Annotated in this window: 20 protein-coding genes and 2 pseudogenes; 15 read left to right on the top strand and 7 right to left on the bottom strand. The window is 73.3% G+C overall.

Annotated features, from left to right (window positions below; all coding sequences use genetic code 11):
* Positions 1-31: 31 nt before the first annotated feature.
* On the bottom strand, positions 32-808 hold the full coding sequence (locus NEH16_RS16585; RefSeq protein ID WP_265543246.1) for a peptidoglycan recognition protein family protein: 777 nt from the start codon (positions 806-808) through the stop codon (positions 32-34).
* Positions 809-1075: 267 nt separating this feature from the next.
* Here NEH16_RS16585 and crcB (NEH16_RS16580) point away from each other — a divergent pair, with 267 nt between their 5' ends.
* The 3 genes from crcB (NEH16_RS16580) to crcB (NEH16_RS16570) are packed head-to-tail and all read left to right on the top strand — an operon-like array spanning position 1076 to position 2216.
* Positions 1076-1495 (top strand): fluoride efflux transporter CrcB, encoded by a 420-nt coding sequence (gene crcB / locus NEH16_RS16580; protein WP_265543244.1) that lies wholly within the window; start codon positions 1076-1078, stop codon positions 1493-1495.
* Positions 1492-1845, top strand: coding sequence for a DUF190 domain-containing protein (locus NEH16_RS16575; protein ID WP_265543242.1), 354 nt, complete (start codon positions 1492-1494; stop codon positions 1843-1845). Before crcB (NEH16_RS16580) ends, NEH16_RS16575 begins: the two co-directional genes overlap by 4 nt.
* Complete coding sequence (crcB, locus tag NEH16_RS16570) at positions 1842-2216, top strand: fluoride efflux transporter CrcB (protein ID WP_265543240.1); 375 nt, start codon at positions 1842-1844, stop codon at positions 2214-2216. Before NEH16_RS16575 ends, crcB (NEH16_RS16570) begins: the two co-directional genes overlap by 4 nt.
* Here the strand turns inward: crcB (NEH16_RS16570) and NEH16_RS16565 are convergent.
* Positions 2188-3630, bottom strand: a complete 1443-nt coding sequence (locus tag NEH16_RS16565; RefSeq protein ID WP_265543238.1) for a DEAD/DEAH box helicase — start codon at positions 3628-3630, stop codon at positions 2188-2190. The genes crcB (NEH16_RS16570) and NEH16_RS16565 overlap by 29 nt on opposite strands.
* A gap of 363 nt (positions 3631-3993) precedes the next feature.
* Between NEH16_RS16565 and NEH16_RS16560 the strand changes: the two genes are divergently transcribed.
* The 4 genes and pseudogenes from NEH16_RS16560 to NEH16_RS16545 all read left to right on the top strand — a co-directional run bounded on the left by NEH16_RS16560 (position 3994) and on the right by NEH16_RS16545 (position 6897).
* A complete protein-coding gene (locus NEH16_RS16560) occupies positions 3994-4440 on the top strand; it encodes a hypothetical protein (protein WP_073966530.1) in 447 nt (148 codons plus the stop codon).
* Between the two features lie 3 nt (positions 4441-4443).
* Complete coding sequence (locus NEH16_RS16555; protein ID WP_073966531.1) at positions 4444-5004, top strand: toxin; 561 nt, start codon at positions 4444-4446, stop codon at positions 5002-5004.
* Between the two features lie 47 nt (positions 5005-5051).
* A pseudogene (locus NEH16_RS16550) lies at positions 5052-6295 on the top strand (MAB_1171c family putative transporter).
* Entirely contained in the window at positions 6292-6897 is a 606-nt protein-coding gene (locus tag NEH16_RS16545; protein WP_265543235.1) for a hypothetical protein, read from the top strand. Before NEH16_RS16550 ends, NEH16_RS16545 begins: the two are co-directional and overlap by 4 nt.
* Positions 6898-6903: 6 nt before the next feature.
* Here the strand turns inward: NEH16_RS16545 and NEH16_RS16540 are convergent, their stop codons facing one another.
* Positions 6904-8613: a SpoIIE family protein phosphatase gene (locus tag NEH16_RS16540; RefSeq protein ID WP_276104175.1), complete on the bottom strand. Its 1710-nt coding sequence runs from the start codon at positions 8611-8613 to the stop codon at positions 6904-6906.
* Between the two features lie 89 nt (positions 8614-8702).
* A complete protein-coding gene (locus NEH16_RS16535; RefSeq protein ID WP_265543234.1) occupies positions 8703-9455 on the bottom strand; it encodes an AraC family transcriptional regulator in 753 nt (250 codons plus the stop codon).
* Between the two features lie 77 nt (positions 9456-9532).
* Here NEH16_RS16535 and NEH16_RS33690 point away from each other — a divergent pair.
* From NEH16_RS33690 to NEH16_RS16500, 6 genes and pseudogenes are all read left to right on the top strand, one after another.
* A pseudogene (locus NEH16_RS33690) lies at positions 9533-10728 on the top strand (MFS transporter).
* An 82-nt stretch (positions 10729-10810) separates the two neighbouring features.
* Positions 10811-11296: a peroxiredoxin family protein gene (locus tag NEH16_RS16520; RefSeq protein ID WP_265543230.1), complete on the top strand. Its 486-nt coding sequence runs from the start codon at positions 10811-10813 to the stop codon at positions 11294-11296.
* 108 nt (positions 11297-11404) lie between these two features.
* Positions 11405-11914, top strand: coding sequence for a hypothetical protein (locus NEH16_RS16515; RefSeq protein ID WP_073966538.1), 510 nt, complete (start codon positions 11405-11407; stop codon positions 11912-11914).
* Positions 11915-11983: 69 nt separating this feature from the next.
* Positions 11984-13438, top strand: a complete 1455-nt coding sequence (locus NEH16_RS16510) for a flotillin family protein (protein WP_265543228.1) — start codon at positions 11984-11986, stop codon at positions 13436-13438.
* 195 nt (positions 13439-13633) lie between these two features.
* Positions 13634-14104, top strand: coding sequence for a cation:proton antiporter regulatory subunit (locus NEH16_RS16505; protein ID WP_018102023.1), 471 nt, complete (start codon positions 13634-13636; stop codon positions 14102-14104).
* A 2-nt stretch (positions 14105-14106) separates the two neighbouring features.
* A complete protein-coding gene (locus NEH16_RS16500) occupies positions 14107-15345 on the top strand; it encodes a cation:proton antiporter (protein WP_265543223.1) in 1239 nt (412 codons plus the stop codon).
* 66 nt (positions 15346-15411) lie between these two features.
* Here NEH16_RS16500 and NEH16_RS16495 read toward each other — a convergent pair whose 3' ends face one another.
* Positions 15412-15957, bottom strand: coding sequence for a MarR family winged helix-turn-helix transcriptional regulator (locus NEH16_RS16495; protein ID WP_265543221.1), 546 nt, complete (start codon positions 15955-15957; stop codon positions 15412-15414).
* 131 nt (positions 15958-16088) lie between these two features.
* Between NEH16_RS16495 and NEH16_RS16490 the strand changes: the two genes are divergently transcribed.
* Positions 16089-16601 carry a nitroreductase family deazaflavin-dependent oxidoreductase gene (locus tag NEH16_RS16490; RefSeq protein ID WP_265543219.1) on the top strand — a complete coding sequence of 171 codons (513 nt, stop codon included), beginning with the start codon at positions 16089-16091 and terminating at the stop codon, positions 16599-16601.
* On the opposite strand, the gene NEH16_RS16485 is transcribed toward NEH16_RS16490, so the two are convergent.
* Positions 16598-18094 carry an MFS transporter gene (locus NEH16_RS16485; RefSeq protein WP_265543217.1) on the bottom strand — a complete coding sequence of 499 codons (1497 nt, stop codon included), beginning with the start codon at positions 18092-18094 and terminating at the stop codon, positions 16598-16600. The genes NEH16_RS16490 and NEH16_RS16485 overlap by 4 nt on opposite strands.
* A gap of 92 nt (positions 18095-18186) precedes the next feature.
* Positions 18187-19272, bottom strand: coding sequence for a PucR family transcriptional regulator (locus tag NEH16_RS16480; protein WP_265543215.1), 1086 nt, complete (start codon positions 19270-19272; stop codon positions 18187-18189).
* A gap of 306 nt (positions 19273-19578) precedes the next feature.
* Between NEH16_RS16480 and NEH16_RS16475 the strand changes: the two genes are divergently transcribed.
* A complete protein-coding gene (locus NEH16_RS16475; RefSeq protein WP_265543213.1) occupies positions 19579-20223 on the top strand; it encodes a hypothetical protein in 645 nt (214 codons plus the stop codon).
* Positions 20224-20337 lie beyond the last annotated feature (114 nt).

The raw sequence follows: 20337 nt of genomic DNA, 5'->3' as shown, positions 1-20337 counted from the left end.
TCGTACGCACTAGCGTCAAACAGTTTATGCACTAGTGCGTATTGCCCGCGTCCTCCGTGTTCGCCTCCCCCTCGCGCTCGGCCGCCGTGCGCATGGCCGCCGCCATGGACCGGATCTCTGGCAGCTCGTCGTACAGCGCCTGGCCGGGGCAGCTCGTCTGGTAGGTGTCGCGGTGGCCGGAGATGACGTTCAGCACGGCCACCTCGCCCTTGGGGTAGCGGCTGGCGTCGTTGGTCGAGCGCAGCTTCACCTTGCCGCGCGGGTCCTCGCCGGGGCGCAGCTTCCAGGCCGCGATCGAGGCCAGCGCCCGGACCACGGGGGCCGGGACCTTCTCGCCGTCGCGGTAGTCGCCGAGGACCGCGATGCCCACGCTGTCGGCGTTGAAGCCGGTGGTGTGGGCGCCGCGCACCGAGCGCGTGATGCCGCCGGCCCGGCCCTCGTAGATCGTGCCGCACCGGTCGACCAGGAAGTTGTAGCCGATGTCGTCCCAGCCGCGGCCCTTGATGTGGGCCTCCTCGACGTTCCGGATCAGCTCGGGCGCCTCGGCGCAGTCGTAGTCGTTCGTCTCGCCCGTGTGGTGGACGAAGACCGCGCGGACGGCGCCCGTGTAGGCGGCACGTTCCCGGACGATGGACTCGTCCGCGTGCCAGGCCGTCCTGCTGACGATCACGGGCTGCGGCGCGGCCACCGCCCGGGTGCGCGGGGCGGCGGGCGGCTCGGCCAGGATGTGGGGCACCGGGGCGTCCCGCGGCACCAGCAGAGCCAGCGGGAGGACCGCGGCACCCAGCCATATTCGGTGGGGCCACATGGCTCCACCCTGCGGCTATCCCGCCCGGCCCGCAGATGAGGTGGCCGATCGGGTGAAATCGGCCCGGGTGGGGAATAGCCCCGGGCCGCGTCCGGACGGGGCCGCTCCGGCGATATCCTGGGGGAAGCAGCGGACCGGTGCGCCGGTCCCCGCGCGGCGGTGGGGCCCGCCGTACCCGAACCGCGGACGGTGAAACGCCCGCCAACGGTCCCTACTTGCGCAGACGCGCGCCCGTATCCGGCGGGCGCCCCGGCAGGTAGGAGACGTATGCCCGGCATCCTCACGAAGAACCCGCAGACCGCGGTCGTCGCCGTGGTCGCGCTCGGCGGCGCGACCGGTGCCTGCGCCCGCTACGGCGCCGGGCTGCTGTGGCCCACCGCGGCCGGCGGCTTCCCCTGGACGACCCTCGTCGTCAACGTGACCGGCTGCGCGGTCATCGGCGTGTTCATGGTGGTGATCAGCGAGGTCTGGGCGGCACACCGGCTGGTGAGACCGTTCTTCGGGACCGGGCTCCTCGGCGGGTTCACCACCTTCTCGACGTACGCGGTCGATATCGAACAACTCGTGTCCAAGGGCCGGGCCGGCACCGGACTGGTCTATCTCGGAGTGACACTGCTCGCGGCCCTCGCGGCGGTGTGGAGCGCGGTGTGGCTGACGCGCCGCGCACTGGCGTGGAGGCAGGCATGACGACACCCGTGACCGAACCGGGGCTGCGGCTGACCGTGCTGGTCGGCGAGTCCGACAGCTGGCACCACCGGCCCGTCTACACGGAGATCGTGCACCGGGCGCACGCCGCCGGGCTCTCCGGCGCCAGCGTCTTCCGGGGCATCGAGGGCTTCGGCGCCTCCTCGATGATCCACACCCAGCGGCTGCTGTCCCTGAGCGAGGACCTGCCGGTGGCGGTGGTGATCGTGGACGCGGAGGAGGCGGTACGGGCCTTTCTGCCGGAGATCGCGGAGCTGACCCATGGCTGCCCGGTGACGCTGGACGCCTGCGAGATCGTACGGAGCCCGGGGATACAGGGGGAGCAGGAGTGAACTGGCTGCTCGTGATCGCCGGGGCGGCGGTCGGCGCCCCGATGCGCTACCTGACCGACCGGGCGGTGCAGTCCCGCCACGACACGCTCTTCCCGTGGGGGACGTTCACCGTCAACGTGACCGGCTGCCTGATCCTGGGCACGCTGACCGGCGCGGTGGCGGCCGGGGCGGCCTCCTCGCATCTTCAGCTGCTGCTCGGGACCGGGCTGTGCGGGGCGCTGACCACGTACTCCACGTTCAGCTACGAGACGCTGCGGCTGGCGGAGGACGGGGCCGGGTTCTACGCGGCGGCCAACGTCGTGGTGAGCGTCGTCGCGGGCCTCGGCGCGGCCTTCGCGGGCGTCACGCTCGCCGAGGCCCTCTGGGCCTGACCCGGCGCTCGGACGGCGGCGCGGTGATGGTGACGGGGACGCCGGAGGGGGTCCGCGCGCCGGTGATCCGGCTCAGCTCCTCCCCGCCGGAGCGGACCTCCGCGATCCGCGGGGTGATGCCCGCGTCGGCCATCAGCCGGGTCATGTCGCGGCGCTGGCTGGGCAGCACCAGCGTGACGACGCTGCCGGACTCGCCGGCCCGGGCGGTGCGGCCGCCCCGGTGCAGGTAGTCCTTGGGGTCGGCGGGCGGATCGACGTTGACGACGAGGTCCAGGCGGTCGATGTGGATGCCGCGCGCCGCGACGTTGGTCGCGACCAGGACCGTGACGTGCCCGGTCTTGAAGCGCTCCAGGGTGCGGTTGCGCTCCGGCTGCGCCTTCCCGCCGTGCAGCCCGGCCGCCCGGACCCCGCTGTCGAGGAGATGGGCCGTCAGCTCGTCCACCGCCTGCTTGGTGTCCAGGAACATGAGCACCCGCCCGTCGCGCGCCGCGATCTCCGTCGTGACGGCGAACTTGTCGGACGGCCGTACGTGGAGCACATGGTGCTCCATCGTCGTCACGGCGCCCGCGGCCGGGTCCACCGAGTGGACGACCGGGTCGTTCAGATAGCGCCGGACGAGCAGATCGACGTCCCGGTCCAGGGTCGCCGAGAACAGCATGCGCTGGCCGCCCACCGGGATCCGGTTGAGCAGCTGGGTCACCTGGGGCATGAACCCCAGGTCGGCCATCTGGTCCGCCTCGTCCAGCACCGTCACCTCGACCCGGTCCAGGACGCAGTCGCCGCGCTCGATGAGGTCCTGGAGGCGGCCCGGCGTGGCGACGACGACCTCGGTGCCCCCGCGCAGCGCGGCCGTCTGGCGGCCGATCGACATCCCGCCGACGACGGTCGCCAGGCGCACCCGCAGCGGCTTCGCGTACGGGGTCAGCGCGGCGGTCACCTGCTGGGCCAGCTCGCGGGTGGGGACCAGGATCAGGGCGCGCGGATGCCGGGCCTCCGCGCGGTGCCCCGCCGTGCGCGCCAGCACCGCGAGGCCGAAGGCGAGGGTCTTGCCCGAGCCGGTGCGGCCCCGGCCCAGCACATCGCGCCCGGCCAGTGAGTTCGGCAGGGTCGCCGCCTGGATCGGGAACGGCTCGGTGACGCCCTGCGCGGTCAGCGCCGCCAGCACGGCGTCGGGCAGGTCCAGGTCGCCGAAGGCGGCGACGGGGGGCAGCGGCGGGGTCTCGGTCCGCGGCAGCTCGTACTCGCCCTGCCGCGCCACGGGCTTGCGGCCCTTCCCGCCGAAGCGGCGGTCGGGGGCGGCGGAGCGGCCGGCGCCCCGGGTGCGGAAGCCGCCGCCCGCGCGGGAGCCCGCGGCGTTCTGGCCACGGGAGTGGGAGGAGCGGTCGTGGGGGCGGGGGGTGCGGTCGCGGCTCAAGCGGAACCTTTTCGTCTGGGGAGGCGCGGCGTTCCGCGGGTCTTTCCGATGGTAACCGGGGCGGGTGCGGGGCGCCGGGCCCGAAAAACCGGCCCCCGGCAAGGACACTGACCGGCCGGTCAGTTGATGACTACCCGGGCAGGGGCCATAATGTGCGGGTAGCCCTTCACGCATCCCCCGTCGTGAAGGGCTACACCCCTTTGCGGGGCGCGCGTGGCAGCAGCGCGCACCGGCGTCTTCACGGGCAAGGGACTCCCCTCGTGGCCCCCTGCCCATGTTTTTTCGAGTTAACAGTGACGTAGAGTGTTTGCGCAAGCCCGCTCCGGACAGGGGTTCCGCGGTGGACGTGAATGTGGGGGCCGGATGGACAACGGCGTAGAGCGCGCGCCGGAGCTGCGGACGCTGCGCCAGAAGGTCGAGTACATGGTCGAGAAGACCTTCCCCGGCCGCAGGATCTCGGGCCGGTTCTTCGCCGACCTGGTCAAGGAGCGCGGCGGATCGCTCTCCCACAGCTACTTCTCCAACATCCTGGCCGGCAAGGTGACCCAGCCGTCCGAGGAGATCCTGAAGGCGCTCGGCCTGGGCTTCGGCGTGGACTGGCGGTTCTTCAAGGAGGAGTCCGAGGTCGTGGACGACGTCGTGGCCGGGCTCCAGTTCCTCGCGAAGCGGCGGACGGGCGAGATCAGCGGACTCGCCGGACGCGGGCTCGACGAGGACGGACTGCCGCCGGAGCTGCTGCGGTTCGCGATGTCCCTGCTGCGGGACGCCGAGGAGCGCACGCCCCCGGCCGGCGGCGGACAGCAGGGCTGAGCCATGTCCCTGCGGAAGTTGCGGAGGGAGTGCGAGGAGGGTCTCGCGGAGCTGCCGCTGCCCTCGCCGTTCTCCATACCCGGCCTGGTGGCCAACATGGAGGCTGCCCGGGGCCGGACCATCGTGCTGCACGAGATGCCCGACCGGCTGGCACGCGTCAACGCCGCCTGCGGACTGCGCCTGAAGAGCGGGGACACCAGCTTCGTGCTGTACCGCCGGCGCCCCACCGCGTACCAGACCCAGCACGTCATCCTGCACGAGCTGTGCCACGAGTGGTTCGACCACGGCACCTCGCTCGACGCCCGGCAGCTCCAGCGGCTGCTGCCCGTCTTCGACACCTCGCTCATCTCCCGGATGGTCGGCCCGGACGCGGTGCTCGCCCCGGACGCCGTGCAGGCGCGCGCGCAGTACGACACCCACGACGAACGCATGGCCGAATTCGGTGCCTCGCTGATCCCCCGGATGGCCCGGGACGTCACGAGCGATGACATGGTGGGGCGGCTCGCCAACTCGCTCTCGCGCCCGGTCGCCCACCGCCGCGGCGGCCTGTTCCGGCGTCCGTAGGATCCGTACCGCCCGGCCCGAATCCCCCCACCCCGAGGACTTCTTCCGTGACCCCGCTCGACCTCGCCGGCTATCTCATAGCGGGCCTGATGACAGCCGTCGCCCTGTGGCGCATGCCGGCCGCGCTCTGGGGGACGAGGAGGACCGGCGGCGCCGGGCGCTGTGGGGGTGTTACGCGGGATTCGCGCTGGCGCTCTGGACGAAGACCCGGTTCGTGCGCGTCGGGCTCAACGACAGCCCGGTGACCGACCTGTCCGTCCTCATCAAGCACTACACCGCGACCATCGCGATTCTGGCCATTCTCAGTTACATCGTGGCGATCTACGGCCGGTACGCGGACGAGGGCGCCATCCCCCGGCACGTACGGTTCGCGCGGCTCATCCAGCAGGTCGCGGCCAAGGCGTCGGTCGCCACGCTGGTGCTGCTCACCGTGCTGTTCTTCACCGTGGTCGACCGCTCCACCCCCTCGGACCGCTTCGTCGCGGACCATGCCGGGCAGTGGGGTGCCACGCTGTACATGAGCGTCTTCTACCTCTACCTCGGCGCCGCGTCCGCCGTCTGCGCGTACCAGTGGGCGCTGGCCACCGGGAGCGCCCGGATGCGCCATCTGCGCGTCGGGCTCGGGATGATGACGTTCGCGATGTTCATCGGCGTCGGCTACACCGTCAGCCGGACGCTGTTCCTCTGGGTCAGCGTCGTGGACCGGCCGAGCGAGTCCTTCGCGCTGCGCTTCGACGAGGTCACCGAGGCCGCCCAGCTCGTCCTGTTCCTCTTCTTCGCGGTCGGCGCCTCCATCCCGGCCCTGAGCAACGTCCGCCGCCGCGCCAAGCTCTGGCGGGCGCAGGTCCGGCTGCACGCCCTCTGGTACGAGCTGATGACCGCCTTCCCGGACCAGCCCTTCGAGCCGCCGCGCCCGCTGCCGCGGGAGCTGACCCGCTTCGACACGCCCGCCGACCTGCGCGTCGACCGCTGGGCGGCGGACATCGCGGACGCGGTCGAGAAGCTGCGCCACTACGTGCCGGACACCCTGCTGCCCGCCGCCGAGGCCGCCGGGGGCGGTTCCGGTTCGCCGCTCGCGGACGCCTACTGGATCAAGGCGGCGCTGACCGCCCGGGACGGCGGGGCGGCGGCCGGTGAGGCGGCGGCCGTCTCCACCCAGCACGCCACCGACCAGGACGGCGAGGTCGCCCGGCTGGTCCGGGTCGCGGCGGCGTACCGCACGGTCACGCCGGAGCGGGCGCGTCAGATCCTCGACATGTGCGACACCACGGGCAAGGAGCAGCCGGCATGACCACCATCGACCCCGCCGACACGGCGGCGGCCCCCGACCACGCCCTCGCGCGGCGGGTGACCGACGTCCTCCAGCCGCGCAACGTGCTGCTCGTCGGCATGCTCGCCATCGGCCTCGCGGCGGCCGGGGAGTGGACCGGACTGCTCTGGGGGCTGCTCGGCGCGCTGTGCGCGGGGATCGTGCCCGCCGGGTACATCGAGTGGGAGCGGGGGCGCGGCACCTGGGGCGACCGCCATGTCGTGGACCGCACCAAGCGGGCGCCGATCTTCTTCGTGATCCTGGGCTCCATCGGCGCCGGTTCGGCGGTCATGGTGCTGGGCGGGGCGCCGACCGGCATCCTGGCCGCGATGCTCGCGCTCTGGGCGATGACGGTCGTGCTGCTGGCCGTCAACACGGTGTGGAAGATCTCCGTGGACGCCTCCGTCGCCTCGGCGGTGGTCGCCCTGCTGGCCGCCGTCCACTCGCCGTGGTGGCTCTGCGCGTACGCGATGGCGGCCGCCGTGTCCTGGTCGCGGGTGGCGCTCGGCTACCACACGGTGGGCCAGGTGACGGCGGGTACGGCGCTGGGCGCGGCGACGGCGGCGGCGTTCCTGTTCGTGTGATCCGGTTCAGGGCTCCGGGGCCGGGTCGTCCGGCTCGTCCCGGGTCCGTGAGGCCATGACCGCGATGTCGTCCTCGGCGCCGGGGCCGAAGCGTTCGAGCACCCGGTCCAGGAAGGTCTCCAGATCGCCGTTGTCCGGCAGGGTCAGCGCCCCCAGCCGGGCGACGCTCGCGTCGATGTCCTCGCCGCGCCGCTCCACGAGCCCGTCGGTGTACATGAAGAGCACCGTGCCCGGGCCGCACTCCATCACCGTGGACCGGTAGCCGCCGAACCCGGTGCCGAGCGGCGGGGCCGCCGGTACGTCGCAGATCCGGGTGCCCGCCGGGCCCGGGTCGAGGAAGACCGGCGGCAGGTGGCCCGCGCTCGCCACCTCGCACAGCCCGCCGTCCGCGTTGACCACGGTGAGCAGGCAGGTCGCCGCCCGGTCTATCCCGGACCGCTCCACCATCCGGTCCAGCTGTTCCAGGATGCGGTGCGGGGGCAGTTCCTCGTCGGCGAGGAGGCGCAGCAGCGAGCGGTAGTGGCTCATCGCGACGGCCGCCTCCACGCCGTGCCCCATGACGTCGCCCATCGCCTTGAGGTGCCGCCCGTCGGGCAGCGGGATGACGTCGAACCAGTCGCCGCCCACCAGGACGCTGCGGTCGGCCGGCAGATAGCGGGTGGCGACCTCGATGTGCGGGTGGGGCGGCCGGGGCTCGGAGAGCAGGGAGCGCTGGAGCTCCAGGGCGATGGTGTGCTCGTGGGTGAAGCGGCGGGCGTGGTCGAGATGGACGGCGGCCCGCCCGGCCAGCTCCCGGGCCACCACCACGTCGTCGTCCGAGAAGACGGGCGAGCCGCCGGCTCTGAGCAGGCCGAGCACGCCGATCGGGGCGCCGCGCACGGAGATGGGGACGGCCACGGACGAGTGCAGTCCGAGCTCCCGGTAAGCGGCGGCCCGGTCCGGATGGGGTGCGGACCGCCTCAGCCGCTCGGTGTCGGTGAGGTCCTCGACCACGGGCTGGTTGGTGGCCAGGCACCGCGATACGGCGGCCTCCTCCTGGTAGTCGATGTAGTCACCGGCCACCCCGAACCTGGTGACCCCACCGCTCAGCCCGCGCACCGCCGACATGGCCGCGCGCCGCAGCCGGACCACGTCGGGCGGCGCCGGGCGCACCGGCGGAGCCACATCCGGGGGGAAGACCTCGACGGCGGCGATGTCGGCGAGCCCGGGCACGACGAGGTCGGCCAGCTCGGCGCAGGTGGTGTCCATGTCGAGGGTGGTGCCGATGCGGGTGTTCGCGCTGTCGAGGAGGGAGAGGTGGCGCTGGGCCTGGGCGAACCGGCGCTGCTCGTCGTCGGCCATGACCTCCAGCACGATCCCGACGACGCCGAGGACCCGGCCGTCCGCCTCCAGGCGGTGGTAGGCCCCGTGCCAGTAGACCCGGGCGGTCCCGGACTCGGCGGGCAGCCGGCCGCTGGAGGTGACCTCGCGGGCCCGGCCGTCCGCGAGCACGGCGCGCATCAGGTCCTCGCGGGCGTCGATGTCGGGCAGCACCTCGCTGGGGCGGCGGCCGATGTGGGCGGCGGGCGGAAGGCCGTTGCGGCGTACGAGGGACGGGTTGACGTACAGGTAGCGCAGCTCGGTGTCGAACACGGCCACGCCCGCCGTCGTGCCGTCGAGCACGGCGGCGAGCGCCGTGACGTCGATGGACGGCGGATGGTCGGCGTGCACCGGCAAGACAAACCTCCTGAGGCAGGGCGCGGGCCGCCTGCTGCCCGGCCCTTCATCCTCGGTCGCCGGGACCGCTCCCGCATCCGCAGCGCTCCCTAGGGGGTGCCGGACGCGTACGAGCCGGGGGTCGTGCCGAAGGCGTGCCTGAAGGACTGGATGAAGGCGCTCGGGCCGCTGTAGCCGCAGGCCGCGGCCACCGAGGTGACCGAGCCGCCCGAGGCGAGCAGGGTCAGCGCGTGGTGCAGGCGGAGCTGGGTGCGCCACTGGGGGAAGGACATGCCGGTCTCCGCACGGAAGAGCCGGCTCAGGGTGCGGGGCGCCGCGCCGACGGCCGTGCCCAGTTCGGTGAGGGTCCGGCCGTCCGCCGGGTCGTCCTGGAGGATGCGGGCGATGTCGCGGAGCCGGGCGTCGGCCGGGGTGGGCAGGCAGACCCCGAGCGGTTCGACCCGGCGCAGCTGGTCGAGCGCGACGCGCTCCAGGTTGCGGCGGCGGCGCGCGTCGCCGGTCAGCTCCGTGTCGTCGGTCAGGCAGGCCACGACCTCGCGCAGCAGCGGGGTGACGGCGAGGACGGTCGGCCGGTCGAGCCGGAGCGGGTTGTCGGCCGGGGCGAAGCTGAGCGCCCGCAGCTCGGTCGGCCCGTACGCGAGGTGGGCGTGGACGACACCGGCCGGGATCCAGACCGCCCGGTGCGGGGGCACGGCCCAGACGCCGAGCGGGGTGGCGACCTCCAGGACCCCGCGCGAGGGGCAGACCAGCTGGTGCTCCAGGTGGTGGTGGCTCTCGATGCGTTCCTGGTGGGCGAGCGGGACGCGGGCGGGGCCGTGCAGAGTGCGGCCGGTCGGCGACATAACCAGGCAGATTATCGCTAGCCCGCTTCCCCGCGCGGCCGGAATCCTCGAAGGGACCTTCAGCGAGGAGCACCTTCATGACCACCGACAACGCCGCGCACGCGGACGCCCCGCCCGCCGCGGCCCCCGCCGCACCCGTCTCCGCCTGGCGGCGGATGCGGATGTGGGGCGCCGCGCACGCCGTGGACGACCTCTACCAGGGCCTCGTGCCCGCCTGCGTCCCGTACTTCGTGCTCGACCGGGGCTACAGCTATGTCGCCGCCTCCGGGCTGACCCTCGCGGCGGCCCTCGGCAGCTCGGTGCCGCAGCCGTTCATCGGCCTCGCGGTGGACCGCTACCGGCTGCCCCGGCTGGCGCCCGCCGGGCTCGCCGTCGCCGGGATCGGGCTCGGGCTGTCCGGTCTGGTGCGGCCGTACGCCGCGGTCTGGCTGCTGATCCTGCTCTCCGGGCTCGGCGTGGCGATGTTCCACCCGGCGGCGGGCAAGGCGGCCCGGGAGGCGGCGGGCGACAGCGCGTCCGCGATGAGCGTCTTCGCGGCGGGCGGCAGCGTCGGCTTCTTCCTGGCCCCGGTGCTGGCGACGCCGGCGCTCGTCGCGATGGGGGTCGGGGCGACGGCGCTGTTCATCCCGCCCGCCGTCCTGATGGCCTTCGTGCTGCTCCGGCACCGCCCGGCCGCCGCCCCGCGCGCAAGGCGGGCCGGGCGGGGCGGGACCGGTGGCGGCCGTTCCTCTTCCTCACCGGGATCGAGGTGGTGCGCTCGGTGGCGTTCTTCGGCGCGATCACCTTCATCGAGCTGTTCTGGATCCGCCACCTCCACTCGGGCCGGGGCGTGGCCGGGGTGGCGCTCGCCTGCTTCCTGGTCGGCGGGGTCGCCGGCACACTGCTCGGCGGCCGGATCGCGGACCGCGTCGGCATGGTCCGTACGGTGCAGCTGGGCGGTCTCGCCGCCGTGCCGGCCCTGGTCGCGCTGCGGCTGACCCCGGGCACCCTGCTGCCGCTGGTCTTCGCGGTCCTGGCGGGGCTGGCGCTCAACGTGCCGTTCGCCGTCCTGGTGAAGCTGGGTCAGGACTACCTGCCGGGGCGCCCGGGGACGGCGGCCGGGGTCACGCTGGGCCTCGCCGTCAGCATCGGGGGCCTGATCGCCCCGGCGCTGGGCGCGGCGGCGCAGGCGTACGGGCCGCAGGGCGTGTTCACGATCCTGTGCGCCATCCCCGTACTGGCCGTGCTCCTCGGGCTGTTCCTCACCGAGCCGGAACCGTCCCCGGGTGGCTGACCGTCCCCTGTGACGGAGGCATGCTGTAGGCGACACGGGCGGCACCACCGCCGCCCGGGCGCAGCACACCGAAGGGCACGCCATGGGATCGTCACCGCAACTGGGTTCAGTCGTACCGGACTTCACGCTTCCGGGTGGCGTGCTCACCGAGGACTCCTTCGAGCGGCGCGACTACAAGCTCGCGGAGGCGCGCGGCCGGGCCCTGGTCCTCGCCTTCTATCCGGGCGACAACACCACCGTGTGCACGAAGCAGTTGTGCGCGTACTCCTCGGGCATGGAGACCTTCGAGGCGCTGGACGCGGAGGTGTGGGGGATCAGCCCGCAGGGTGTGGACAGCCATGAGTCGTTCGCCCGCGCCCACGGGCTGCGCATGCCGCTGCTGGCGGACCCGGGCCGGGAGACCGCCCGGGCCTTCGGCGTCGCGGCGCCCGGGATCGGGGTGCGGCGCGCCGTCTTCCTGATCGACGCGGAGGGGGTGCTGCGGTGGAAGCACGTCGCGCTGCTGGGGGCGACGTTCCAGTCCCTGGACACCCTGTCCGACCAATTGTCCGGCATCAAGAACACGTAAAAGGTTGCCGGGTTCCGGCAATGTCGTGCGGGGGGTGCGTATGGGACCATCCAGCCAGTTCGGCGGAAGAACAGCACGGGGGTCGGCGGGGCCGGGAGGGGTGATCACATGACCTTGTTTCTCGGTCTCGGCATCGCGGGGGTCGCCCTGCTCGCCCTGTCGCTGGTCTTCGACGGGATTCTGGAGGGCCTTTTCGGGGGCCTGCTGGAGGGCCTGTTCGGCGGGCTCGTCTCCCTTCCGGTGATCGCGGGCTTCCTGTCGATGCTCGGCTTCGGCGGCGCCATCGTGCTCGGCACGACCGGTGCGGGCACCCTCGTCGCCACCGCGGCGGGGGCCGCGGCCGGGGTGGCCGCCGCCCTGCTGACCTGGAAGTTCAGCCGCGCCCTGATGCGGGACCAGACCGACGCGACGCCGCGCGGCGAGGACCTGGTCGGCACCTCGGGTTCCGTGGTCACCGCGATCCCGGCCGACGGCTACGGCGAGGTCCTGGTCCGCCTCGGCGGCCACCTCGTGAAGCTGTCCGCGAAGTGCACGGTGCCGGTCGCGCGCGGCGCCGAGGTCTGGGTCGAGGCGTCGCTCTCCAGCACATCGGTGTCGGTCCGTCCCGTCGAACGCTGACCGGTACGCCCGGCACCACCACCGCTCGTCTCACGACTGCCCCCGTCAGGAGGCAGAGGGGGAAACCGCATGAGTCCCGTAATGATCGCGATCGTCGGAGTCGTCGTACTCCTCTTCCTGCTCGCCCTCGCCGTGATCACCCGTTACAAGGTGGCCGGCCCGAGCCAGGCGTTCATCATCACCGGCCGCCGGGGCAAGAAGTCCGTCGACCCGGTGACCGGCCGGACCAGCATCGACAACAGCGGCCAGAAGGTCGTCGTCGGCGGCGGCGTCTTCGTCGTGCCGTTCGTCCAGCAGAAGTTCACCCTGGACCTGTCCAGCCGGCACATCCCGGTCGCCGTGCGCGGCGCCGTCACCCTGCGCGGGGTCAAGGCCCACCTCGAAGGCGTCGCGATCGTCAAGGTCGGCGGCAGCGAGGACGCCATCCGGGCCGCCGCCCAGCGCTTCCTGCGCCAGCAGGACGGAATCGTCGGCTTCACCCAGGAGGTGCTGTCCGGCGCGCTGCGCGCCATCGTCGGGCGGATGTCCGTGGAGGACATCATCCGCGACCGCGCCGCGTTCGCCGGGCAGGTGGCGGAGGAGGCCGAGGCGAGCCTGTCCGGCCAGGGCCTGATCCTGGACGCCTTCCAGATCCAGGACATCACCACCGAGGGCTCCTACCTGGAGGACCTGGGCCGCCCCGAGGCCGCCCGCGCCAAGCAGGAGGCCGACATCGCGGAGGCCATCGCCCGCCGCGCCTCGGAGCAGGCCCGGCTGAAGGCCGCCGAGGAGATCGCGATCGCCGAGCGGACCTTCTACCTGAAGCAGGCCGAGATCAAGGCCGAGACCGAGGCGGCCGCCGCCAAGGCCAACGCCGCCGGTCCGCTCGCCGAGGCCGCCCGCCAGCAGGAAGTGCTCACCGAGCAGGAGAAGGTCGCCGAGCGCCAGGCCGCGCTGACCGACCGCGAGCTGGACACCAAGGTCCGCAAGCCCGCCGACGCCGCCCGCTACCAGGCGGAGCAGGAGGCGGAGGCCCGCCGCATCGCCCAGGTCAAGGAGGCCGAGGCGGCCGCCGAGCGCGCCCGGCTGACCGGTCAGGGCGAGAAGCTGCACCGCTCCGCGCTCGCCGAGGCGGTGCGCATCGAGGGCGAGGCGGAGGCCGCCGCCATCGCGGCGCGCGGTTCGGCGGAGGCCGAGGCCATGCAGAAGAAGGCCGACGCCTTCGCGCAGTACGGTGACGCGGCCGTGCTCCAGATGCTCGTCGAGGTGCTGCCCCAGGTCGTCGCCAAGGCCGCCGAGCCGATGAGCGCGATCGACAAGATGACCGTCATCTCCACGGACGGCGCCAGTCAGCTGTCCCGTACGGTCACGGACAACGTCGCCCAGGGCATGGAGCTGCTCTCCTCCACCACCGGGGTCGACCTCGCCGCGCTGCTCCAGAACCTCAAGGGCGCGGTGCCGAAGCCGGCCGCCGCCGAGCCGGCGGTCCCGGCGGCTTCGACGGCCTCGGCCGAGAAGAACGGGAAGATCGAGATCGGCGACTGATCCCCCGTACGAACGGACCCGCGTGCCCGGCCGGTTGCGCAACCGGCCGGGCATTCGTGTGCCGGGCCCCGGACTGCACCGGGCCGGTGGCCGGAAAACGTCCCTCGGGGGTGGCGCATACCTCCGGATAAGGTAATGCGGGTCTAAAGAGATCGCCAAGTGCCTCGCGCGTACCGCGCTCCTCGGGAGGAAGCCATGGGAACCCACCGCACCACGCTGCCCGGAGTCGGCGTCCAGTACGACTACACCACCGAGTCGGGGCAGCACATCTCCGTCGTGGTCCACCACGACGGGCGGCGGTTCATCGGCTTCTACGACCAGGACGACCCTGATTCGTGCCGGCTCTCCGTACCCCTGACCCCACAGGAGGCGACCGGTCTCGCGCACCTCATCGACGCGGCGCCCATCGACGCCGTACGGACCGAGGGCATCGACCTGGTCACCGAGCACATCCCGCTCGGCACCCGCTCGCCGTACGGCGGCCGGCTGCTCGGCGACACCAAGGCGCGGACCCGGACCGGCGCCTCGATCGTGGCGGTGCTGCGCACCCACAGCGCGCACCCGTCCCCCGGGCCGGACTTCCGGCTGGCCATCGGCGACACGCTCATCGCCGTCGGAACACGCGAGGGCGTCGACACGCTCTCCGAGATCATCGCGGAGGGCTGACCGTGCACGACACGACCGCACTGCTCATGGAGCTCGGCTCCGTCATCCTGGGACTCGGCATCATCGGGCGGTTCGCCGGCCGGATAGGGCTCTCGCCGATCCCCCTCTATCTGCTGGCCGGGCTGGCCTTCGGCGAGGGCGGGCTGCTGCCGCTCGGGGCCAGCGAGGAGTTCACCGCCGTCGGCGCCGAGATCGGCGTCATCCTGCTGCTGCTCCTGCTCGGTCTCGAATACAGCGCGTCCGAGCTGGTGACCAGCCTGAAGACGCAGTACCCGTCCGGGGCCGTGGACTTCGTGCTCAACGCGACCCCGGGCGCGATCGCCGCGCTGATGCTCGGCTGGGGCCCGGTCGGGGCCGTCGCGCTCGCCGGTGTCACCTGGATCTCCTCGTCCGGCGTGATCGCGAAGGTCCTCACGGACCTGGGACGCCTCGGCAACCGGGAGACACCCGTCATCCTCGGGGTGCTGGTCATCGAGGACCTGTCGATGGCGGTCTATCTGCCCCTGCTCACCGCGATGCTCGCGGGCGTCGGGCTCGCCGGCGGCAGCATCGCGCTGCTCATCGCGCTCGGCACGGTCGGGTTCGTGCTCTATCTCGCGCTGCGGCACGGCCGGCTGATCAGCCGCGCGGTGTCCTCCGACAATCCGGAGATGCTGCTGCTCGTCGTGCTCGGGCTGACCGTCCTGGTCGCCGGGGTGGCCCAGCAGCTCCAGGTGTCGGCCGCCGTCGGCGCGTTCCTCGTCGGCATCGCGCTCTCGGGTGAGGTCGCGGAGGGTGCGCGCAAGCTGCTGACCCCGCTGCGGGACCTGTTCGCCGCCGTCTTCTTCGTGTTCTTCGGACTCTCCACCAACCCGGCCGAGATCCCGCCGGTGCTCCTGCCTGCCGCGCTGCTCGCGATCGTCACCGTCTTCACGAAGATCGGGACCGGCTGGTACGCCGCCCGGCGCGCCGGCATCGGACCGCGCGGGCGCTGGCGGGCGGGCGGCACGCTCGTCGCGCGCGGCGAGTTCTCCATCGTCATCGCGGGGCTGGCCGTGGCCACGGAGCCCCGCATCGGCCCCATCGCCACCGCGTACGTCCTGATCCTGGTCATCGTCGGCCCGCTCACCGCGCGCTGGACCCAGCCGGTGGTCGAGCGCGTCCAGAAGTGGCGCGGCAAGGACGGGGGCGCACCCGCGCCGGTCGCGAGCGGTGAAGCGGTGCCCGCAGCCCGGGAAGAGGTCTCGGCGTCCACCGAGTGACCGCGCGTCCGGGTGCGGGCGTCAGGGTGCGGGCGTCAGCCCTGGGGCCTGTCCGGCGGACAGGCCCTAAGCCCCCGCCGGCAGGTCCGGCGCCCAGCCCAGCGGGTAGGCGTCGGTCCCCTCGGCGGGGGCCGCCGCCTCGCCGCCCGCGTCGGTGAACGCGCGCAGCGCGTCGATCAGCGCGGCGCGCTGCGCGGGGGCGATGCGCTCCACGATCGAGGCGACCTCCCGGCGGCGGCCCGCCGTGACCTCCTCGACCAGGCGGTGGCCCTCGGGCGTCACCCGTAGCACCGTCTCGCGGCGGTTGGCCGGGTTGACCTGACGCTCCGCGAGGCCCGCCGCGATCAGCCGGTCGAGCATCCGCATCGCGGTCGAGGGGTTCACGCCGAGGCGCTCGGCGAGGGTGACGAGCTTGGCCTCCCCGTGTGTGGAGAGCACCACGAGCAGCCGGAACTGGGGCAGCGTCACCCGGTCCTCGACCGCCGCGAGCGACCGGGCGGACACCGCGACCAGCAGTCTCGACGCGGTCAGCACCGCGCCCGTCACCGCGTCGACGTCGTCCCCGTCGGGGGCGGTCGGGGGTCCATCGGGTGCCTGTCCGTGCGCGGCCATGCCCCTTTTTACCGCGCCCGGCCGGCTTACTCGAACCAGCGGCCATCCGATACGCAAACGCCGCCCAACCGGTACCGGACCGACGACGCCGACCACTGGCACCGACCTTTGGATTGTGCAACGTTTGCATAGTGACGCACGAATCCGCGGCTTCGCCCGCTCCCCGGCGCCCGGCCCCGCCGACCGGCTGGCGGCGCACCGCCTTCCGGCTGCCCGTCCATATGTTCCGCATGGGGCTCGGGCCGCTCTTCGGGGGCCGACTGCTGCTGCTCGTCCACACCGGCCGCGTCTCGGGCCTCCCCCGCCGGACCGCCGTCGAGGTCGTGGAGGCGGGCACCCACGAGGGCCGGGCCTGCTGGACCGTCGCCTCGGGTTTCGGCCCCGGCGCGGACTGGTTCCGCAACCTGGAGCGCACCCCGCACGCCACGGTGCAGGTCGGCCGCCGCTTCCACGCGGTGACCGCGCAGGTGCTGACCGCCGAGGAGGGCGGCGAGCTGATGGCCCGGTACGCGCCCCGCCACCCCAGGCTCGCCCGCCGGCTCAGCGCGTACCTGGGCTTCGAGGTGGACGGCGGTACGGAGGACTACCGGCGGGTGGGCGAGTCGATCCCGTTCGTCCGGCTGACGGAGGGCGCGAAGCGCTAGGGCGTGGCCGGTTCTCCCACGGGGTGCGGGCGGGGGGCTCCCGGGCGGTACAGGAACACGGTGACGACGAGGCCGAGGGCGAAGAAGCCCGCGGACCACCAGTACGCGGTGGCGTAGCTCTCCAGCTGGGCCTGGGCGAGGACGGGCGGGGTCGGTTTGCGGCCGACCAGGTAGTTCGTGGCGGCGGTGGTCGCGAGGGTGTTCAGCAGGGCCGTGCCGATGGAGCCGCCCACCTGCTGGCTGGTGTTCACCATCGCCGACGCCACCCCGGCGTCCCGCGGCCCGACGCCCGCGGTGGCCAGGTTCATCACCGTGGCGAAGACGGCGCCCAGGCCGATGCCCAGGCAGAGCAGCGGCGGCAGCACATGGGCGGCGTAACTGCTGTTCAGGTCCAGGGCGGTCAGCCACACCATCGCGGCGGCCGCGATGCCCATCCCGGTCGGGACGATCGGTTTCGCGCCGAACCGCAGCAGCAGCACATTCGTCGTCGTCACCGACGAGGCGATCATGCAGGCGACCATCGGGATGAAGGCGAGCCCCGTGGAGACCGGCGAATAGCCCAGGCCCTTCTGCAAGTAGTACGTGAGGAAGAGGAAGACGCCGAACATCCCGCCGCCGGAGATGAACATCGCGAGGAACGACGCCGCCCGGTCCCGGTCCAGCACCACCCGCAGCGGCAGCAGCGGATGCGCGGCCCTGGTCTGCCACCACGCGAACGCCGCCACCAGCACCGCGCCCGCCACCAGGAACCCCCAGGTCAGCGGCGAACTCCAGGCATGCGACTCGGCCTCCGAGAACCCGTAGACGATGCAGAAGAGACCGGCCGAGACCAGCAGCGTCCCCGGGATGTCGAGCCGGGGCCGGTCCGCCGGCGCCCCGGCGGTCAGCAGCCGCCAGCCGCCGACGAAGGCCAGGAACGCGAAGGCCAGGTTGACGTAGAGGCACCAGCGCCAGTCCAGGTACTCGGTGAGCACCCCGCCGAGCAGCAGCCCCACCGCACCGCCCGCCCCCGCGATGGCGCCGTAGATCCCGAACGCCTTGGCCCGCTCCTTGGGCACCGTGAACGTCGTGGTGAGCAGGGACAGCGCCGCCGGGGCGAGCAGCGCGCCGAACAGTCCCTGGAGGGCGCGGGCCAGCACCAGGACCTCGAAGCTCGGGGCGGCACCGCCGATCGCGGAGGCGCCCGCGAAGCCGACGAGGCCGGTCAGGAAGACCACCCGGCGGCCCACCAGGTCGGCGATGCGCCCGCCGAGCAGCAGCAGCGAGCCGAAGGCCAGGGCGTACGCCGTGACGATCCACTGCCGGTTGCCGTCGCTGAAGCCGAGGTCCTGCTGGGCGGAGGGCAGCGCGATGTTCACGATCGTCGCGTCGAGCACCACCATCAGCTGGGCGAGTCCGATCACCCCGAGCACCCACCAGCGGTGGGACGGATGGTCCTCGCGGGGGTTCGCCCGGCGGGTTCCTGCTGCTCGGGGACCTGCTTCACGGGCCATGGGGCGGATCTCCCTCGCTGCGCACACCGCCGGAATCCCCCGGCTGATCACGCTAGGCGGAGGACGCCGGTCCCGCATGTGGAAGCAGGGGCTCAGACCTCCTTGGCGGGCCAGTCGAGGAGCCGGGCGCCGATCACCGCGGTCTGGAGCGTGTAGCGGTGCTGGGGGTCCGCCGGGTCGGAGCCGGTCAGCTGGTGGATGCGTTCCAGGCGGTACGTGAGGGCCCGGACGCTCAGCGAGAGGCGGCGGGCGGTCTCGGCGGCGACACAGCCCGCGTCGAAGTACACCGACAGCGTCCTGAGGAGCGGTTCGGCGCCGCCCCTGGCCTTCTGGAGCGGGCCAAGCTCACTGCGGACGAGATCGGCCATGGCCTGCCGGTCCCGGGTCAGCACCGGATAGACCAGCAGGTCGGCGGCGAACAGCACGGGGTCGTCCAGGTCCATCCGGTCCGCCAGGTCCAGCGCTTCCAGGGCCTCGTCGTACGACTGGACGACGCCGCCGGGGCCCCGGTGGGCGCGGCCGATGGCGACCCGGCCGCCGTCCGTCGCCGCGTGCGCCTGCTTCGCGAAGTAGCGCAGGACGTCGGGCTGGCTGCCGGGCGCGACGCACACCATGCGCCCGTCCTTCGTGGTGAGCAGGATCTTGCGCCCGCCGAACCGGGCCAGCATCGCCGACTCCACCTGCCGGGGCACCGCCTCCGTCTCGGTGTACGCCTCCGGGCCGGTCGCGACCGCCACGGCGTGGGCGCGCGAGAGGCGCAGCCCGAAGCGGGTGGCCCGCTCGGCGAGCCGGCCGAGATCGCTGCGCCCGTACAGCAGGTCGTCGATGAACTCCCGTCTGGCGGCCTCCTCGCGGCGCACGGTGAGGCGCTGGGCGCGCTCGAAGCCGTCCGCGAACGCGTCGACCGCCTGCTCCATCGCGGCCAGCACGCTGTCCGCGGCGGCGGCCACGGCGGCCGGAGTCGCGCCGGGGGCGGGGGCGGGCCAGGCGGCGCGGGTCTCGGCGAGATGCATGCGGACCAGGGCGCGGAGCTGGTGGCCGGCCTCGGCGGCCTCCCGGCCCAGGGTGCGGCGGGAGTCCAGCTCCTCGCGGGTGAGCCGGCGGCCCGAGACGGCCGCCTCGCCGAGTATCCGTGCGTACCCCTCCAGAAAACTGTCGGGAATCACCGGTTCCGCCATGCGTCCGCCTCCGTTTCCATTCCGTACCGCCACCAGCCCCAACGCACGAGGGGCGGTGCCGGTGCCCGGCATCGGGGAGCGGCGAACGTTGCCGCATTCCGGCAATGCGATCGGGCGGGCCCGGATGACACGATCCGGTCAGCACCGACCGGGGGACCAACGGGGGAAACACGGGGGTGCACGGGGGATCGGGGGAAGACCCGGCTGCCGCGGTGTCGTCGAGGGCGACGCCGCGGCACCGGGGTCCCGACCGGTCCGCGCGGACGCCGGCGACACCGCCGACGGAACGGCAGGGGGTCGATACCGATGCGGGAATTCCTGGACGCGACGCTGTCCTTCCCGGCCGTACTCTTCGCCGCCGCGCTGGTCGTCGTCATCGCCTTCTGGCTGCTCGTCCTGGTCGGCGCGGCCGACCACCACTCCTTCGACGCCGACCTGGACGCCGATCTCGCGGGCGTCGGAGGCGTCCCGGTCACCGTCTCGGTGTCCCTGATGATCGCCGTCGGCTGGTTCTCCGCCCTGACCGGTTCGGTCCTGGTGCACCGCTCGGGCGCCACCGGACCGCTGCGCGCCGTGCTGGCCTGCGCGGTGCTCGCCGGGGCGCTGCTGCTCGCCTGGGGTGCGGTGCGGCTGCTCGTCCACCACTTCCGGCGCTACTTCCCCGACCAGCCTCCGCCATCGCGCCAGGACTTCCTGGGCCGCGTCTGCACGATCCGTACCGGCACGGTCTCCACGGACTTCGGCCAGGCCGAGGTCACCGCCGACGATGGGACCACCGCCACCGTCCAGGTGCGCCAGCTGGAGCCCGTCGACGCGGAGCTGACCTCCGGACGCTCCGGACTGCTGTACGCGTACGACGAGGCCGGGGAGTTCTTCTGGGTCGCGGCCTTCGACAAGGCGCTCGACCCGGGTCCGCCGCACGGCCGTACGGCCTCCGGCCCCGCCGTCTGAGCCACCGCCGCCAAGGGCGCGGTGTGCCCGTCCGGGCTGCCCGGACGCCGTGTGCCGCCGCGCCGTGTTTCACGTGAAACCACTCATTTCCGTACCACCTGCCGCCAAGGACTG

The organism is Streptomyces drozdowiczii (assembly GCF_026167665.1).
Classification (GTDB): domain Bacteria; phylum Actinomycetota; class Actinomycetes; order Streptomycetales; family Streptomycetaceae; genus Streptomyces; species Streptomyces drozdowiczii_A.
This window is presented reverse-complemented; position numbering and strand designations above follow the sequence as displayed.

Coding starts and splice junctions, on each gene's coding strand:
- NEH16_RS16585 (WP_265543246.1), bottom strand. CDS start 808: ATGTGGCCCCACCGAATATGGCTGGGTGCCGCGGTCCTCCCGCTGGCT.
- crcB (WP_265543244.1), top strand. CDS start 1,076: ATGCCCGGCATCCTCACGAAGAACCCGCAGACCGCGGTCGTCGCCGTG.
- NEH16_RS16575 (WP_265543242.1), top strand. CDS start 1,492: ATGACGACACCCGTGACCGAACCGGGGCTGCGGCTGACCGTGCTGGTC.
- NEH16_RS16560 (WP_073966530.1), top strand. CDS start 3,994: ATGGACAACGGCGTAGAGCGCGCGCCGGAGCTGCGGACGCTGCGCCAG.
- NEH16_RS16555 (WP_073966531.1), top strand. CDS start 4,444: ATGTCCCTGCGGAAGTTGCGGAGGGAGTGCGAGGAGGGTCTCGCGGAG.
- NEH16_RS16545 (WP_265543235.1), top strand. CDS start 6,292: ATGACCACCATCGACCCCGCCGACACGGCGGCGGCCCCCGACCACGCC.
- NEH16_RS16535 (WP_265543234.1), bottom strand. CDS start 9,455: ATGTCGCCGACCGGCCGCACTCTGCACGGCCCCGCCCGCGTCCCGCTC.
- NEH16_RS16520 (WP_265543230.1), top strand. CDS start 10,811: ATGGGATCGTCACCGCAACTGGGTTCAGTCGTACCGGACTTCACGCTT.
- NEH16_RS16515 (WP_073966538.1), top strand. CDS start 11,405: ATGACCTTGTTTCTCGGTCTCGGCATCGCGGGGGTCGCCCTGCTCGCC.
- NEH16_RS16510 (WP_265543228.1), top strand. CDS start 11,984: ATGAGTCCCGTAATGATCGCGATCGTCGGAGTCGTCGTACTCCTCTTC.
- NEH16_RS16505 (WP_018102023.1), top strand. CDS start 13,634: ATGGGAACCCACCGCACCACGCTGCCCGGAGTCGGCGTCCAGTACGAC.
- NEH16_RS16495 (WP_265543221.1), bottom strand. CDS start 15,957: ATGGCCGCGCACGGACAGGCACCCGATGGACCCCCGACCGCCCCCGAC.
- NEH16_RS16485 (WP_265543217.1), bottom strand. CDS start 18,094: ATGGCCCGTGAAGCAGGTCCCCGAGCAGCAGGAACCCGCCGGGCGAAC.
- NEH16_RS16480 (WP_265543215.1), bottom strand. CDS start 19,272: ATGGCGGAACCGGTGATTCCCGACAGTTTTCTGGAGGGGTACGCACGG.
- NEH16_RS16475 (WP_265543213.1), top strand. CDS start 19,579: ATGCGGGAATTCCTGGACGCGACGCTGTCCTTCCCGGCCGTACTCTTC.